The following is a 16,123-nucleotide window of genomic DNA, read 5'->3' on the forward strand; positions in this document are numbered from 1 at the left end:
CCGCTATCGCAGGCAAGCCAGCTCCCACATTCGATCTTCACAGGGCTTGCGATCAGGCCAGGCCGGACTCCACCAACAGCGCTTCCAATCCCAACAAATCCGGCACCTTCGCCACATGTTCCCCCACCTGCACCGCCGCCAGCTCCAGCGCACACAACGGTACATCCACATAACTCAACTGGCTATCCAGCTTGTAGGATCGGGGAATCCCCTGGATCACCAGCGCAATAAACTTCAACGTCGGCCGCCCACCCAAGGTGTTCAGCACCACGATCCGCGAACGCTCCCCCGTCACCACCGCTTCACCGCACACCGCTTCAAAGCTGATCAACGGCAATTGCCGGTCACGCCAGGTCACTTGCCGCAGGTACCACGGCGGCGCGTCGCTGGCGGGTTCGCCGCGCTGGTAGTCGATCAGCTCGGCGATGGCCACGTTGGGCAGCACCAGATGACGGTCGGCCAATGGCAGCAGCAGGCCGGTGAGTTGGCTGGTGCGGTGGTCAAGCATGGGACTTGCTCCAGTAGGCGATGCTTTCCAGCAGCACCGACTCTTGGTACGGCTTGCCGAGGTAGTCGTTGACGCCGATGGCCATGGCGCGGTCGCGGTGTTTCTGGCCGGTGCGCGAGGTGATCATGATGATCGGCAGGCGCATCAGGCGCGGGTCGTTGCGCACCTGGATGGCCACTTCGAAGCCGTCCATGCGCGGCATTTCGATGTCGAGCAGCATCAGGTCCGGGGTGTGTTCTTCGAGCACGGCGATGGCGTCGATGCCGTCCTTGGCGGTGAGTACGTTCATGCCGTTGCGTTCCAGCAGGCGGCTGGTGACTTTGCGCACGGTGACCGAGTCGTCCACCACCAGCACCAGCAGCGGGCGTTTTTTCAGCGGGTCGTTGAGCACCAGCGGCGCATCCACCGCCTGCGCCGGCATGGCCGGTTGGCGGGCGCGGATGTGCGCGAGCAGGTCGATGATCAGCACCACGCGGCCATCGCCGAGGATGGTCGCGCCGGACAAGCCCTGCACCCCGGCAAACTGCGGGCCCAGGCCCTTGACCACGATCTCCCGCGTGCCCGCCATGGCATCCACATGGATCGCCACGCGCCGCTCGTTGCACTGCACCAACAGCACCGGCACCGGCTGGTACTGGCCGAGCAGTTTCGGCCGGCCGACGGTGTGCAGCAGGTCGCCCAGGTAGAACAATTCGTAGCGCTGGCCGGCGTATTCATAACGCGGCGGGTCTTGCTGATAGTGCCCGGCCAGCTCATGGGGCATGACCCGCACCAGGCCTTCGATGGTGTTGAGCGGGATCGCGTATTGATCGTCCGCGCACAGCACCATCAACGCGCGGTTGACCGACACGGTGAACGGCAAGCGAATGCGAAAGTGCACGCCCACCCCCGGCGTCGACTCGATAAACATCGAGCCACCCAGTTGGCGCACTTCTTCATGCACCACGTCCATGCCCACGCCGCGCCCGGAAATCTGCGTGATCTTTTCCGCCGTGGAAAACCCCGGTTGCAGGATGAACTGCAACACATCGCGGTCGCTGATCTCCTGGTCCGGCGCAAGCAAACCACGCTTGATCGCCTTGCGCCGCACCGCTTCCAGCGGCACACCGGCGCCGTCGTCGCGCATGTCGAAGACGATGTCGCCGCCTTCGTGGGTCAGGTCCAGGGTGATACGGCCCTTCTCCGGCTTACCCGCCAGCAGGCGCGCATCGCGGGATTCCAGGCCATGGTCCACGGCGTTGCGCAGCATATGTTCCAGCGGCGCCGCCATGCGTTCCAGCACGTTGCGGTCCATCTCGCCTTCGGCGTTGCCGACGATGAATTCCACGTCCTTGCCCAGCTCGCCCGCCACTTGGCGCACGATGCGCTTGAGGCGCGGCAGCATGCGTTCGAACGGCACCATGCGCGTGCGCATCAGGCCTTCCTGCAATTCGGTATTGATACGCGCCTGTTGCTGCAACAGGTCGTGGGCATCGCTGTTGCGCCGGTCGAGGGTGTCCTTGAGGTCGAGCAAGTCAGAGGCCGATTCGGACAACGCCCGCGACAGTTGCTGCAACTGGGAATGGCGGTCCATTTCCAGCGGATCGAATTCTTCATAACCCAGGCGTTCGGCCTCGGCCTGCTGGCGGCTGAGGATGCGGCCCTGGGTTTCGGTGTCGAGGCGGCGCAGTTGGTCGCGCATGCGCTCGATGGTGGTTTCCACCTCGCTCAGCGCAATGCGTGCATCGTTGACCTGCTGCTCGATGCGGCCACGGAAGATCGAGGTTTCGCCCGCCAGGTTGACCAGGTCATCCAGCAACTCGGCGGAGATCTTCACCATGTCGGCCGCAGGCTCCACCACCGCCTCAGCCTTGTTCGCCGGCAACGCCACCGGCACCACCGGCTCGGCGCTCGGGTGCACCAGGCTTTTGATGCGCTCGATGAGTTTGTCCACCGAACCCACCGGCAAGCCGTCCGCCACCGCGTCGATCATCTGCGCCAAACGGTCGTGGCAGCCTTGCAGCAGGGCAAACAATTCCGCCGACGGCGCCAGCAAGCCGGCCGACAAGCCTTCGTAGAGAAATTCCAGCTCGTGGGCCAGATCGCCAATCGGCCCGATCTCGACCATGCGCGCGCCGCCCTTGAGGGTGTGCAGGTCACGCAGCAGGGTTTCGACTTCCTGGCGGTTGCCCGGTTCGGCCTGCCAGCGCAACAGGGCGCTGCCGGAGCTGTCGAGAATATCGGCGGCTTCTTCGAGGAAAATATCCAGCAGCTCGGGGTCGGCGCCGGGGCTTTCCACGGCCTGGGCCGCAGCGGCCGGTGGCGTGCTCTGGCGCAATGCCCGCACCTTGGCCACCAGCTCCGCGCTGTCGCTCAGGGGCTGCTGCTGTTGCAGTTGGTCCAGTTGCAGGGCCAGCCGTTCGTGGCAGGCCATCAGCACCTGGGACAACTCGGCGCAGTAGCTGTAGCGACGGTCCACCAAGCCTTCGTAAAGGTTTTCCAGCTCATGGGCCAGCTCGGCCACCGGGGCGATTTCGGCCATGCGCGCGCCGCCCTTGAGGGTGTGCATGTCCCGTTGCAGCGAGGACAGCGGCGCGACGCCGTCGGGCTCCAGCAGCCAGCGCTTGAGGGACTGCCCGGCGCTGTCGAGGATGTCCACGGCTTCTTCGAGGAAGATCTCGACGATCTCATCGTCCACCGCCGTGTCCTGCTCCAGCTGCGCCGTGGCGGCGCCCAGTTCGGCGATGCTCAGCGCGCGGCTGCCGTCGCTTTTGACCAGGCCGGTGGCGGACGGGTCGAGGGCTTCGTCCAGCAGCTCGCGCAGGGCTTGCAAGCGGGCCGGCACCGGGCTGATCTCCTGGCCGGCAGCGAGTTGGTCAAGCATGTTGATCAGCGCTTCATGGGCCAGTTCGGCCTCATGGAAGAAGCGCTCGCTGACCGCCAGGCTGCTCTCTTCCACGGCGCCATACAGGTCGAGCAAGGCTTCGCACAGTTCGTCGATGGCGTGCAGGTCGGCGATGTGCGCGCCCTCCCCCAGCGTGGTCAGCTCGTCCAGCAGCGCGGTGAGTTCCTGGCGCTCGCCGGGGTGCTGCTGCCAACGGCGCAGCAGGGTTTCGGCGTCGAGCAGGATGTCCATGCCCTGGGCCAGGAAGTTGGCGATCAGTTGCGGGTCGCGCTTGATCCGCAGGCCGGTGTTGGGCGCGTCGAGCAAGGCGGCCAGTTGCCGGTCGAGCAGGGCCTGGATGCGCTCGATCAGGTCCGGCGCGCCTTTGATCGGCGCCAGCGGGTCGCGATCCAAGTGGCGCAGGCCGCGCTGGAACAGGCCTTCGGCCTCCAGCAACAGCTCCACTTCATCCAGGTCCAGCGGCAGGCGATGCGCCTTGTATTCGCGGGTCAGGTGATCCAGCGGCCGCGCCAGTTCGGCGATGGGCAACACGCCGGCCATGTACGCACTGCCCTTCAGGGTGTGCAGGGCGCGTTGCAGTTCATCGCTGACTTGCAGCGGCAGGTGTTCGGTGGCTTGTTGCAGGAAGTGGTTGAGGCTGTCCAGATGGCTCTGGGCTTCGTTGCGGAAGATCTCCAGCAGCATCGGGTCATGGGGTTCGGCAGCCGGCACGGCGGTGCCACTGGCCAACGCGTGGGCGCGGGCGGCCAGGGCGTCGACTTCGTCGCGCTGGTGTTGGCCGTCGGTGGCAAAGTCGGCGATCAGTTCCGGTAGCAGGGCCACCGCTTCATCCAGTACCTGCTGGACCTCGGGGCCCAGGGCCACGCTGCGTTCCAGCACACGGTTGAGCAGGTTTTCCACGGCCCAGGCCAGCTCCGCCAAGACCAGGGCACGCACCATGCGGCCGCTGCCTTTCAAGGTGTGGAAGGCACGACGCATTTCGCCCAGGGCGGTTTTATCAGCCGTGCTGGACAGATGGCGGTGCAGCACTTCAAGGACTTCATCCGTCTCTTCGAGGAAGACTTCACGCAGTTCGTCGTCGATGGGTTCTTCGTCGGCCGGTGGCGGCAGCAGGCTGCCCGGGCGTTGCAGCGCGGGCGGGTTGAGGCGCGACGTCGGGTTGGCCAGCGCGTCGAACTGCGACTGGCTCGGCGCCGCCTCGGTGGACAACGCACCGTCCGGCGCCACCAGCGCTTGGCGCCAGGGTTTTTCCGCCGGCAGGTAACCCAGCGCCGCCAAGGCCTGGGTGGCGGTTTCCAAGACCCGTTCGCCGTCGGCGTCGGGGTCTTGGAGCATGCGTTCGAGGTAGTACTCCAGGCTGCTGATCACGTCGGCGAAATGCGCCAGGTCGTCCGCGGACGGCGCCGTGTCATTGAGCATCAGTTCTTCATCGACGTAGTCGGTGCACCCGCGCATCAGGCTCGCCGCCCGTGGCAGCGGGATCATCGCCAACGCGCCGCGCACCTGGCTGAGCAGTTCCGGCAGGGATTCCAGGCGCTGAGGGTCCCAATCGGCTTCCAGGCAGTCGATCACCAGCTCTTTGGCCTGGCGCAGGCACTGGCAGGATTCGCGGATCACCAACTGGTGGATCTGCGTCAGGTCGGTGGTGGGCAAGCGGCTTTCTTCGCGGCTATCGGGCTCGACCGTACCAGCCATGCCCGCCAGCGTCGCTTCGACGTAGAGCAATGCGCCGGCGACGTCCATCAGCACGGCGTCGCTGGGTTCACGTTGGCCCTGGGCCAGGCTCAGCACCACGGCGAGCTGGTCGATGATGACTTTGCGCGGCTGACCGAAACCCAGCACCGCGAGGGTGTCGGCGATCTGCCGCAGCGGCGCGAGCAGTGCATCGAGGTCGCTGGTGTGCTGGCGGTCACTGCGCACGAACAGGTCGAGGCGTTCCTTGACCCGCACCAGTTCTTCGCACAAGGCGCCGAGCACCGAGCCCATGGCATTGCGATCCGGCCCGGCCAGCCGCGCGCGCTCGGCATCCACCACCGCGCTGTCGGGCAAGGCTTCATCCAGGCCGTAACGTTCCTTGAGGCTTTGCATGCGCGGCGTCGGCCGGGTGACTTTGGCCACGTAGAACAACAGGCTCTTGAGCAAGTCATCCGGCGCCGGCTGGTTGATCCCGCCAATGCCCTGGGCCAGCAGGCGCTTGAGTTGTTTGTCACTGGCCTTGAGCAGGCTGCGCAGCGCCGGGCTGTTGGCGACCACGCCGGTGAGCATGCCTTCGACCAGCGCCGAGGTGACTTGCCACAGCGGCAACAACGGCGCGCCCTGGCACAGGGCTTCGAGGCGGGCGAACACCCGCGCCATGTCTTCCAGGTTGCTCGGGCCATGGTCTTCGCGCAGCAACCCGGCGAGGGCTTGTTGCAGCAGTTGGTGCCACTGGCGCAGTTGCGCTTGCAGGTCGGGCGTCGCGCGTTGGGCCAGGGCTTCGTCGGAGAGCGGTGCGATCGACAGCAGTTGCGGGCTGAACAGGCTGGTTTCCGACAGCAGGCTTTCACCCCGTGCACTGCGCAGGTCGTTGAGCAGCGGCAGCACCACCAGCGGCAAGTCGCGGCGGGCGCTATGGACGCGGTCGAGGTACAGCGGCAGTTGGCTGAGGGCCTGTTGCAGGAGGCGGATGCTTTCGTCGCGCTGGCTGACCTGCCCGGCCTGGAACGCCAAGGCCAGGTGTTCGATCTCTTCGGCCAGCAACGCCGCGCCGTAGAACTCGACCATTTGCAGGGCGCCATGCACCTGGTGGATACCGGCCAGGCACTGGGCGATAACGGCGCTGTCGCCGGTTTCGACAAACGCGTCCAGCGCCGAACGGGCCTGTTTCAGGGTTTCGGCAATGTCGCCCTTGACCCATTCGAGGGCCACGTAGTCGTGCCGATCAACCATATTCACTCCGGTGAGAATTTTTGAGTTGCAGGTATTGCCAGGAACAATGGAGATCTATTGTGGGAGCTGGCTTGCCTGCGATGGCGGTGGGTCAGCTAAACAGATGTCGACTGGAAGACCGCTATCGCAGGCAAGCCAGCTCCCACAGGGGTTCCGCATTTCAATGGTCGGCCTGCTTTGCGGGTGGCAAGGTGAAACCCGACACCGACCTGCGCAACTGGCTGGCCATCTTTGCCAGGTTGCCGATGCTCTCGGCGGTGGCGGTCGAGCCCGACGACGTCTGGCTGGTGATCTGCTGGATCACGTTCATCGTCAGCGAGATCTGCCCCGCCGACGAGGTCTGTTGCTGCGCCGCATTGGAGATGCTCTGGATCAGCGCCGCCAGGGTTTTCGACACGCCTTCGATCTCTTCCAGGGCCACGCCGGCGTCTTGCGCCAGCCGTGCACCGCGCACCACTTCGGTGGTGGTCTGCTCCATGGAGATGACCGCTTCGTTGGTGTCGGCCTGGATCGCCCGCACCAGGGTTTCGATCTGCCGCGTGGCCGCGGACGAGCGTTCGGCCAGGCGCTGCACTTCATCGGCAACCACCGCAAAACCGCGCCCGGCATCCCCGGCCATGCTGGCCTGGATCGCGGCGTTGAGGGCGAGGATGTTGGTCTGGTCGGCGATGTCGTCGATCAGGCTGACGATGTCGCCAATCTCCTGGGACGACTCGCCCAGGCGCTTGATGCGCTTGGCGGTGTCCTGGATCTGCTCACGAATGTTGTCCATGCCGTGGATGGTGTTGTGCACCACCTCGTTGCCCTTGTTGGCGATCTCCACCGAGCGCTCTGCCACCGCCGACGATTCGGCGGCGTTGGCCGAGACCTGGTCGATGGACTGGGCCATCTGGTTGATCGCCGTGGACGCTTCGGCAATCTGCTGGGCCTGATGCTCCGAGGCCTGGGCCAGGTGCATGGCGGTGGCCTGGGTGTCCTGCACCGCGCCGGCAACCTGGCCGGCGGTGAGGTTGATGGTGGCGACCAGGTCGCGCAGTTGGTCCACGGAATAGTTGATCGAATCGGCGATGGTGCCGGTGAAGTCTTCGGTCACCGAGGCGGTCACGGTGAGGTCGCCGTCGGCCAGGTCTTCGATTTCATCCAGCAGGCGCATGATCGCGTTCTGGTTGCGCTCGTTCTTCTCGGCGGTTTCGTGCAGCTGGCGGTTGGTTTCACGCACCATCACCAGGCCGATCAGGATGATCGAAGCCAGCGCCAGCAAACCGAGGACGTAGCCGCCGATGGTGTCGAAGGTGCGCCCGCTGGCGAGGTTTTCGAACCCGGTGGCCAGGTGCGAGGCTTCATCGAGCAGGGTTTGCGAGAGGTTGAAGATATTGCTCGCCGAGGCGCGCACCTGAAACAGTTGCGGCGAGGTTTCGAGGATTTCATCCACGGAGCCGGAGACAAACTCGAACAGCTCCGAAATCTCCGCCAGCCGCGCGCGGGCGTCGCGGTCTTCGACCTGGGTGATGCGCAGCCCGGCGTTGCCCTGGAGCATGCCGTTGAGCACCTGGCCGAAGCGGTTGGCGTCGCGGCCAAAGGCGTCGGCGGCCTGCACGGCGGTTTCGTCGCCAGCCAGCACGGTGTTGACCGCACCGAGGATGCGCTCGGCCAGCAACGATTGGCGCTGGGCCAACGCCACCTGACTGGCCGGGGCGCCGCGTTGCAGGAGGATATCGACGACCTTTTCCGATTCCATCTGCAATTGCGGCACGGTTTCGGCGAGGGTCGCGGCCACCTGGTGCAGGGACAGCACGGTCTGTTCGCTGGCAAGGATCGCGTCGGTGTTTTTCAGCAGCGCTTCCCAGTCGGTCTGCACCGCGCGCATCTCGGCGCGTACCGCACTGGGGGCGGCGGGCAGGCCGGTTTCCGGGTCGCCTTTTTTCAGGTAGCCCCAGCGCTGGGCGAAGTCGTTGCGCGCATCCCCCAGCAGTTTGAACGCGGCCGCTTTGCCGGCGGCGGCTTCGGTGGCGTTCTTGGCGATGCGCTGGGACAAGACGCGCAATTCACCGGCGTGGCCGATGTACTGCTTGTCGTAGGTGGACTGGGTGTTGAGGTAGGCGAAGTTGGCGAACAGCAGCATGATGAACACGATCAGCGCGATAAACAGCACGATGATCTGTGAGCGGCTGCGCGAGCCGGCCTGGGGTTTGGGCGTGGTAGCGGTGGTCATGCGGCGACATCCATGAAGCCTGGGGCCTGGGCCAGAGCGAAGGGGCTGAAGACCTGCCACAGCTGGTCGCCGTCGAACTGGCCCTGGATAAATGGCGCGCCGGCGCTGGCGTTCGCCAACAGCGCGTCTTGTGCGAAATGCTGCATACCCACCACCTCGTCCACCAACAACCCGACAAACAGGTCGTTGTATTCCACCACCAACACACGCCGTTGCTTGCGCGCCTTGGACAGCGCCTGGCCGAGGAACCCACCCAGGTCCATCACCGGCAACAAGCGCCCACGCAGGTTAGCCACGCCCTTGACCCAGGCCTTGACCCCGGGCATTAAAGTGCAACGTGGCTCATGCAGGACTTCGGCCACTTCGCCCATCGGCGCGACGAACCAATGCGCACCCACGCGAAACCCGATCCCGCTCCAACCCTGCTGGCGGGTTTCCTGGGACGGCAGGTCGGCGGCCAGCAAGCGGCAGCGGCGGTCGATGTCCAGCAACAGCTCGAAGGCGGTTTGCGACTCGGTCATGATCGCCTGCCGTCAGCCGGCCAGCACCTTGTTCAGGGTGGCGATCAGGGTTTCTTCATCCACCGGCTTGGTCAGGTAATCCTTGGCGCCTTGGCGCGCGCCCCAGATCTTGTCGGTTTCCTGATCCTTGGTGGTGATGATGATGATCGGGATCCCGTTGGTTTCCGGCTCCTTGGACAGCTGACGGGTGGCCTGGAAACCATTGAGGCCCGGCATCACGATGTCCATCAGCACGGCGTCGGGTTTTTCCTGGCGGGCCAGGGCCACGCCGTCCGCGCCGTTTTCGGCTTTGAGAACCTCGTGGCCATGCTTTTCCAGCATGCCGGTCAGTTTGTACATTTCGGTCGGCGAATCGTCGACGATCAGAACACGTGCCATGGTTTTCCCCACTAACTTGGTAGACGCCGGCCCTTGTGGGGCGGTGTCAGTGTGCTTGTTCTACTGCGGCGAAGGCAGGCACATAGGCCTTGATCGCACCCAGCAGTTCTTCCTTGCTGAACGGCTTGGTCAAAAACTGATCGACACCGACGATACGCCCCTTGGCCTTGTCGAACAGGCCGTCCTTGGAGGACAGCATGATCACCGGGATCGACTTGAACGCCGGGTTGTTCTTCACCAGGGCGCAGGTCTGATAGCCATCCAGGCGCGGCATCATGATGTCGACAAAGATAATGTGCGGGTGATGATCAACAATCCGCGCCAGGGCATCGAAACCGTCGATGGCCGTAATGACTTCGCACCCTGCGTTCTTCAACAGGGTTTCGGCGGTGCGGCGGATCGTCTTTGAATCGTCGATCACCATCACTCTCAAGGCGTTGGAATGCTGTTCCATATCTGCTCTACCATCGCCACAGCGAATCGGTTTTCGGTGTGTACTGCCTGATGTTGCACAGGATGGGCGCCGCAAGCCTTGGAACTCAAGGGCTGCTGCGCCGTGGCAGTCTTTTTAGCACAGTCTCCGGGCGCAATCTATCGAGCAACCGGCCAGGTGGTTTTTCCTTGACCCACAACAGCCGCAGCGCCACTCTGACGCCACTTTTATGCGCCCTAATTTGCTAGAGGAAATCCCCCATGAGCGTTCGCGTCGGCATTGTCATGGACCCTATCGCCAGCATTTCCTATAAAAAGGACAGCTCGCTGGCCATGCTCCTGGCCGCCCAGGCCCGCGGCTGGACCCTGTTCTATATGGAACAGCGCGACCTGTACCAGGGCGACGGCGAGGCGCGTGCACGCATGCGCCCGCTGCAGGTGTTCGCCAACCCTGAAAAGTGGTTCGAGTTGCAGGACGAAATCGACAGCCCGCTGAGCGACCTCGACGTGATCCTGATGCGCAAGGACCCGCCGTTCGACATGGAGTTCGTCTACTCCACCTACCTGCTGGAGCAGGCCGAGCGCGCCGGCGTGCTGATCGTCAACAAGCCGCAGAGCCTGCGCGACTGCAATGAAAAGCTGTTTGCCACCCTGTTCCCACAGTGCACGCCGCCGACCGTGGTCAGCCGCCGCGCCGACGTGCTGCGTGAGTTTGCCGCCAAGCACGGTGATGTGATCCTCAAGCCGCTGGACGGCATGGGCGGCACCTCGATCTTCCGTCACCGCGCCGGCGACCCGAACCTGTCGGTGATCCTCGAAACCCTGACGGCCCTGGGCACCCAGCAGATCATGGGCCAGGCCTACCTGCCAGCGATCAAGGACGGCGACAAGCGCATCCTGATGATCGACGGCGAGCCGGTGGATTACTGCCTGGCGCGCATCCCGGCAGCCGGCGAGACCCGGGGCAACCTGGCGGCCGGTGGCCGTGGTGAAGCCCGGCCGTTGTCGGACAAGGACCGCTGGATTGCTTCGCAAGTGGGTCCAACCCTGCGGGAAAAGGGACTGCTGTTTGTAGGCTTGGACGTCATCGGCGAGCACCTGACGGAAATCAACGTCACCAGCCCCACCTGCATCCGCGAGATCGACAACGCGTTCGGCACCAACATCGGTGAGATGCTGATGGCCGCCATCGAGCGCAAGCTGCAAGCCAAGTGACATAGAACAGCCGGACACAAACCAACATTGCGTTATCATGCGCCACCTGTGAAACGCGCGATGTTGGTTCCTTTGTCATGACACTCCCGTCCGATCTGCCTCCCGAACTCTCCCACAGCGGCGTGCGCCCGGCTGATCGGCTCGGATTCACCCTGTTCCTGGCGGCGCTGATTCACCTGGCCCTGATCCTCGGCATCGGCTTCACCCTGGTCGAGCCCAAGCAGATCACCCGCACCCTGGAAATCACCCTCGCCACGTTCAAGAGCGAAAAGGCGCCCGAAAAGGCCGACTTTCTCGCCCAGGACAACCAGCAGGGCAGCGGCACCCTGGACAAGAAAGCGGTGCCCAAGACCACCGAAGTGGCGCCGTTCCAGGACAACAAGGTCAATAAAGTCACCCCGCCACCGACGCCCAAGCCAGAGGTCAAGCAGGCAGCGCCCAAGGCCACCGTGACCACCGTGGCGCCCAAGCCGCAAAAAGCCCCGACCCAGCCCGAAAAAGCCAAGACCGAGCCCAAACCCGAGCCCGCCAAGCCGGCACCGACCTTCGACAGCTCGCAGCTATCCGACCAGATCTCTAGCCTGGAAGCCGAACTGGCCAATGAACAACAGCTCTATGCCAAGCGCCCGCGTATCTACCGCCTGAACGCGGCCTCGACCATGCGCGACAAGGGCGCCTGGTATAAGGACGAATGGCGCAAGAAGGTCGAGCGCATCGGCAACCTCAACTACCCGGACGAAGCCCGCCGCCAGCAGATATATGGCAATTTGCGCTTGTTGGTGTCGATCAACCGCGATGGTTCGTTATATGAGGTGCAGGTGCTCGAATCCTCCGGCCAACCGCTGCTGGACCAGGCCGCCCAACGCATCGTGCGCCTGGCTGCACCGTTTGCGCCGTTTACCGGGGACTTGAACGATATCGACCGCCTGGAAATCATCCGCACCTGGAAGTTCGCCAAGGGTGACCGCCTCTCCAGCAACTAACCCTGTGGCGAGGGAGCTTGCTCCCTCGCCACAGGCGGGTGCCCACCGATGATCAGGCTTGTCAGTTCGCCCCTCCAACGCCACACTAGCGGACATGAAAAACGTCAGCCCGACCTACCTCAAGCACCAATTCCTGATCGCCATGCCCCACATGGCCGACCCGAACTTTGCGCAGACCTTGACCTATATCGTCGAGCACACGGCCAATGGTGCCATGGGGCTGGTGGTGAACCGCCCGCAAGCGCTGAACCTGGCGGACATTCTTGAGCAACTGCGCCCGGAGATCGACCCGCCGGCCCGCTGCCAGCATGTGCCGATCTACATCGGCGGGCCGGTGCAGACCGATCGCGGTTTTGTGCTGCACCCCACCGGGCCGAAATTCCAGGCCACGGTCGACCTTGACGGTGTGTCACTGTCCACGTCCCAGGACGTGCTGTTCGCCATCGCCGACGGCGTGGGCCCCGAACAAAGCGTGATCACCCTCGGCTACGCCGGTTGGGAAGCCGGGCAACTGGAAGCGGAACTGGCCAGCAACGCCTGGCTGAGCTGCCCGTTTGACGCCGACATCCTGTTCAACACCCCCGTCGAGCTGCGCCTGGAGGCGGCCGCCGCCAAGCTGCGCGTCAACCTCAACCTGCTGACCAGCCAGGCGGGGCACGCCTGATGGCTTTGCGTTTGATCCTCGGCTTTGACTACGGCACCAAACAGATCGGCGTAGCGGTCGGCCAGGTCATCACCGGCCAGGCCCGCGAGCTGTGCACCTTGAAAGCCCAGAACGGCATACCCGACTGGAACCAGGTCGAAGCCCTGATCAAGGAGTGGAAGCCCGACGCCGTGGTGGTCGGCCTGCCCCTGAACATGGACGGCACCCCCAGCGACATGTGCCTGCGCGCCGAAAAATTCGCCCGCCGCCTCAATGGCCGCTACAACCTGCCCTTCTATACCCACGACGAACGCCTGACCACCTTTGAAGCCAAGGGTGAACGCCGCGACCGTGGCGGCCAGAAAGGCAGCTACCGCGACAACCCCGTGGACGCCATCGCCGCCGCCTTGCTGTTGCAGGGTTGGCTGGATGAAAACACCGCTTTATTTGAATCCTGACTGACGCGGCTTGCCGCGTCTTTTTACGTTTGAGCCCGGACCTTGCCTGCGCGTAGGTCCTGAAGGAGCCTGCATGAGCCTGCCGAACCCCGCCGAACTGATCAGCCAGATGGCCACCCGCCTCACGGCCCATCTGGAACACCGCAACATCAGCGAGCCGCGCTTCATCGGCATTCGCACCGGCGGTGTGTGGGTCGCCCAGGCATTGCTGGAAGCGCTGGGCAGCGATTCGCCCCTCGGCACCCTGGACGTGTCCTTCTACCGCGACGACTTCAGCCAGAACGGCCTGCACCCGCAAGTGCGCCCTTCGGCCCTGCCGTTCGAGATCGAAGGCCAGCACCTGGTGCTGATCGACGACGTGCTGATGAGCGGCCGTACCATCCGCGCCGCCATGAACGAACTGTTCGACTACGGCCGCCCGGCCAGCGTGACGCTGGTCTGCCTGCTGGACCTGGACGCCGGCGAATTGCCGATCAGCCCGGATGTGGTCGGCGCGACGCTGTCGCTGGCGCCCCACCAGCGGGTAAAATTGTCCGGTCCCACGCCGCTCGAACTCGAACTGCAAGACCTCGCCCTTTAAACCCCTTGTAAAGAGTCCCCGCGATGACGCCTCTAGATGCCAAGCGCCCGCTGCAGCTCAATGCTCAGGGTCAGTTGCAACACTTCTTGTCCCTCGACGGTTTGCCCCGCGAGCTGCTCACTGAAATCCTCGACACCGCCGACTCGTTCCTCGAAGTCGGTGGCCGCGCGGTGAAGAAGGTCCCGCTGCTGCGCGGCAAGACCATCTGCAATGTGTTCTTCGAGAACTCCACCCGCACCCGCACCACCTTTGAACTGGCGGCCCAACGGCTGTCGGCCGACGTGATCACGCTGAACGTGTCCACCTCGTCGGCGAGCAAGGGCGAAACCCTGCTCGACACCCTGCGCAACCTCGAAGCCATGGCCGCCGACATGTTCGTGGTGCGCCACGCTGACTCCGGCGCCGCGCACTTCATCGCCGAGCACGTGTGCCCGCAGGTCGCGATCATCAACGGCGGCGATGGCCGTCACGCCCACCCGACCCAGGGCATGCTCGACATGCTCACCATCCGTCGGCACAAGGGCAGCTTTGAAAACCTTTCGGTGGCCATCGTCGGCGACATCCTGCACTCACGTGTGGCGCGCTCGAACATGCTGGCCCTGAAAACCCTGGGTTGCCCGGACATCCGCGTGATCGCGCCAAAAACCCTGCTGCCGGTGGGTATCGAGCAGTACGGCGTGAAGGTCTACACCGACATGGCCGAAGGCCTCAAGGATGTGGACGTGGTGATCATGCTGCGCCTGCAACGCGAGCGCATGGCCGGTGGCCTGCTGCCGAGCGAAGGTGAGTTCTACCGCCTGTTCGGCCTGACCACCGCACGTTTGGCCGGCGCCAAGCCGGATGCCATCGTGATGCACCCGGGCCCGATCAACCGTGGCGTGGAGATTGAGTCGGCGGTGGCCGACGGTCCGCAATCGGTAATCCTGAACCAGGTCACCTACGGCATCGCCATCCGCATGGCCGTGCTGTCCATGGCCATGAGCGGGCAAACCGCGCAACGTCAATTCGAGCAGGAGAACGCCCAGTGAAGCTCAGCATCCTCGGCGCCCGCGTCATCGATCCGGCCAGTGGCCTGGATCAAGTTACCGATCTGCACCTGGAAGCCGGCAAGATCATTGCCATCGGCGCTGCACCTGCCGGTTTCAGCCCGGTGGAAACCATCGACGCCACAGGCCTGGTGGCCGCGCCTGGCCTGGTGGACCTGAACGTCGCCCTGCGCGAACCGGGCTACAGCCGCAAAGGCAGCATCATCAGCGAAACCCGCGCCGCTGCGGCCGGTGGCGTGACCAGCCTGTGCTGCCCGCCGCACACCAAGCCGATCCTCGACACCTCGGCGGTGACCGAGCTGATCCTCGACCGCGCCCGTGAAGCCGGCAACTGCAAAGTGTTCCCCATCGGCGCCCTGAGCAAAGGCCTGGAAGGTGCACAACTCGCCGAACTGATCGCCCTGCGCGACGCCGGTTGCGTGGCCTTCGGCAACGGCCTGGAGAGTTTCCGCAGCACCCGTACGTTGTTGCGTGCCCTGGAATACGCGGCCACCTTTGACCTGACGGTGATCTTCCACTCCCAGGACCGCGACCTGGCCGAAGGCGGCCTGGCCCATGAAGGCGCCGTGGCCAGCTTCCTCGGCCTGCCGGGCATCCCCGAGACCGCCGAGACCGTGGCCCTGGCCCGCGACCTGCTCCTGGTGGAACAAAGCGGCGTGCGCGCGCACTTCAGCCAGCTGACCAGCGCACGGGGCGTGGCCCTGATCGCCCAGGCCCAGGCCCGTGGCTTGCCGGTGACGGCGGATGTGGCGTTGTATCAGCTGATTCTGACGGACGAGGCGCTGATCGACTTCTCCAGCCTGTACCACGTGCAGCCGCCGCTGCGCACTCGGGCCGACCGTGACGGTCTGCGCGCGGCGGTTAAATCCGGTGTGGTTTCGGCGATTTCCAGCCACCACCAGCCCCATGAGCGTGATGCCAAGCTGGCGCCGTTTGGCGCGACAGAGCCGGGGATCAGCAGCGTCGAGCTGTTGTTGCCGTTAGCGATGACGTTGGTGGAAGAAGGCCTGCTGGACTTGCCGACACTGCTGGCACGCCTGAGTGCAGGCCCGGCCGAGGCGTTGCGCCTGCCAGCTGGAAAATTGGCAGTGGGTGCGGCAGCGGACGTGGTGCTGTTCGACCCGGCCAGCTCCACCGTGGCGGGCGAGCATTGGCTGTCGAAGGGTGAGAATTGCCCGTTCATGGGCCATAGCCTGCCGGCGGCGGTGCGTTACACCTTGGTCGACGGCCGGATCACCTACCAGGCCTGATAAGCCCCATACCTAACAGTGGGCACGGTTCAATGTGGGAGCTGGCTTGCCCGCGATAGCATCACCTCGGTCTGCCTGACACACC

General features: G+C 64.6%; 13 protein-coding genes. 7 read left to right on the forward strand and 6 right to left on the reverse strand.

The window, feature by feature from the left end:
- Nucleotides 1-52: 52 nt before the first annotated feature.
- The 6 genes from B348_RS0128465 to pilG form a co-directional block, all read right to left on the reverse strand.
- Nucleotides 53-508, reverse strand: a complete 456-nt coding sequence (locus B348_RS0128465) for a chemotaxis protein CheW (RefSeq protein WP_017739425.1) — start codon at nt 506-508, stop codon at nt 53-55.
- Nucleotides 501-6,320 (reverse strand): Hpt domain-containing protein, encoded by a 5,820-nt coding sequence (locus tag B348_RS0128470; RefSeq protein WP_017739426.1) that lies wholly within the window; start codon nt 6,318-6,320, stop codon nt 501-503. Before B348_RS0128470 ends, B348_RS0128465 begins: the two co-directional genes overlap by 8 nt.
- 160 nt (nt 6,321-6,480) lie before the next feature.
- Nucleotides 6,481-8,532, reverse strand: a complete 2,052-nt coding sequence (locus B348_RS0128475) for a methyl-accepting chemotaxis protein (protein WP_017739427.1) — start codon at nt 8,530-8,532, stop codon at nt 6,481-6,483.
- Nucleotides 8,529-9,053, reverse strand: a complete 525-nt coding sequence (locus B348_RS0128480) for a chemotaxis protein CheW (protein ID WP_017739428.1) — start codon at nt 9,051-9,053, stop codon at nt 8,529-8,531. The genes B348_RS0128475 and B348_RS0128480 overlap by 4 nt, the downstream gene beginning before the upstream one ends.
- A 12-nt stretch (nt 9,054-9,065) precedes the next feature.
- Nucleotides 9,066-9,431, reverse strand: a complete 366-nt coding sequence (gene pilH / locus B348_RS0128485) for a twitching motility response regulator PilH (RefSeq protein ID WP_017739429.1) — start codon at nt 9,429-9,431, stop codon at nt 9,066-9,068.
- 46 nt (nt 9,432-9,477) lie between these two features.
- The gene (gene pilG, locus B348_RS0128490) at nt 9,478-9,885 is read right to left on the reverse strand and encodes a twitching motility response regulator PilG (protein WP_026137140.1); all 408 of its coding nucleotides are present in this window, start codon (nt 9,883-9,885) and stop codon (nt 9,478-9,480) included.
- A 239-nt stretch (nt 9,886-10,124) separates the two neighbouring features.
- Between pilG and gshB the strand changes: the two genes are divergently transcribed.
- The 7 genes from gshB to B348_RS0128525 all read left to right on the forward strand — a co-directional run bounded on the left by gshB (nt 10,125) and on the right by B348_RS0128525 (nt 16,038).
- The gene (gene gshB, locus B348_RS0128495; protein WP_017739431.1) at nt 10,125-11,078 is read left to right on the forward strand and encodes a glutathione synthase; all 954 of its coding nucleotides are present in this window, start codon (nt 10,125-10,127) and stop codon (nt 11,076-11,078) included.
- Nucleotides 11,079-11,155: 77 nt separating this feature from the next.
- Complete coding sequence (locus tag B348_RS0128500) at nt 11,156-12,061, forward strand: energy transducer TonB (RefSeq protein ID WP_017739432.1); 906 nt, start codon at nt 11,156-11,158, stop codon at nt 12,059-12,061.
- 94 nt (nt 12,062-12,155) lie between these two features.
- A complete protein-coding gene (locus B348_RS0128505) occupies nt 12,156-12,725 on the forward strand; it encodes a YqgE/AlgH family protein (protein ID WP_017739433.1) in 570 nt (189 codons plus the stop codon).
- On the forward strand, nt 12,725-13,162 hold the full coding sequence (ruvX, locus tag B348_RS0128510) for a Holliday junction resolvase RuvX (RefSeq protein WP_005792259.1): 438 nt from the start codon (nt 12,725-12,727) through the stop codon (nt 13,160-13,162). The genes B348_RS0128505 and ruvX overlap by 1 nt, the downstream gene beginning before the upstream one ends.
- 73 nt (nt 13,163-13,235) lie before the next feature.
- Nucleotides 13,236-13,742, forward strand: a complete 507-nt coding sequence (gene pyrR, locus B348_RS0128515) for a bifunctional pyr operon transcriptional regulator/uracil phosphoribosyltransferase PyrR (RefSeq protein WP_017739434.1) — start codon at nt 13,236-13,238, stop codon at nt 13,740-13,742.
- Nucleotides 13,743-13,765: 23 nt separating this feature from the next.
- Nucleotides 13,766-14,770 (forward strand): aspartate carbamoyltransferase catalytic subunit, encoded by a 1,005-nt coding sequence (locus B348_RS0128520; protein WP_017739435.1) that lies wholly within the window; start codon nt 13,766-13,768, stop codon nt 14,768-14,770.
- Complete coding sequence (locus tag B348_RS0128525; protein ID WP_017739436.1) at nt 14,767-16,038, forward strand: dihydroorotase; 1,272 nt, start codon at nt 14,767-14,769, stop codon at nt 16,036-16,038. Before B348_RS0128520 ends, B348_RS0128525 begins: the two co-directional genes overlap by 4 nt.
- The last annotated feature ends 85 nt before the right edge of the window (nt 16,039-16,123 follow it).

This window comes from Pseudomonas sp. CBZ-4, from assembly GCF_000346755.1.
In the GTDB taxonomy this organism is placed as follows: domain Bacteria; phylum Pseudomonadota; class Gammaproteobacteria; order Pseudomonadales; family Pseudomonadaceae; genus Aquipseudomonas.

Excerpts from the sequence above, each read along its gene's own strand:
- B348_RS0128465 (WP_017739425.1), bottom strand. The coding sequence starts at position 508 with ATGCTTGACCACCGCACCAGCCAACTCACCGGCCTGCTGCTGCCATTG.
- B348_RS0128470 (WP_017739426.1), bottom strand. The coding sequence starts at position 6,320 with ATGGTTGATCGGCACGACTACGTGGCCCTCGAATGGGTCAAGGGCGAC.
- B348_RS0128475 (WP_017739427.1), bottom strand. The coding sequence starts at position 8,532 with ATGACCACCGCTACCACGCCCAAACCCCAGGCCGGCTCGCGCAGCCGC.
- B348_RS0128480 (WP_017739428.1), bottom strand. The coding sequence starts at position 9,053 with ATGACCGAGTCGCAAACCGCCTTCGAGCTGTTGCTGGACATCGACCGC.
- pilH (WP_017739429.1), bottom strand. The coding sequence starts at position 9,431 with ATGGCACGTGTTCTGATCGTCGACGATTCGCCGACCGAAATGTACAAA.
- pilG (WP_026137140.1), bottom strand. The coding sequence starts at position 9,885 with ATGGAACAGCATTCCAACGCCTTGAGAGTGATGGTGATCGACGATTCA.
- gshB (WP_017739431.1), top strand. The coding sequence starts at position 10,125 with ATGAGCGTTCGCGTCGGCATTGTCATGGACCCTATCGCCAGCATTTCC.
- B348_RS0128500 (WP_017739432.1), top strand. The coding sequence starts at position 11,156 with ATGACACTCCCGTCCGATCTGCCTCCCGAACTCTCCCACAGCGGCGTG.
- B348_RS0128505 (WP_017739433.1), top strand. The coding sequence starts at position 12,156 with ATGAAAAACGTCAGCCCGACCTACCTCAAGCACCAATTCCTGATCGCC.
- ruvX (WP_005792259.1), top strand. The coding sequence starts at position 12,725 with ATGGCTTTGCGTTTGATCCTCGGCTTTGACTACGGCACCAAACAGATC.
- pyrR (WP_017739434.1), top strand. The coding sequence starts at position 13,236 with ATGAGCCTGCCGAACCCCGCCGAACTGATCAGCCAGATGGCCACCCGC.
- B348_RS0128520 (WP_017739435.1), top strand. The coding sequence starts at position 13,766 with ATGACGCCTCTAGATGCCAAGCGCCCGCTGCAGCTCAATGCTCAGGGT.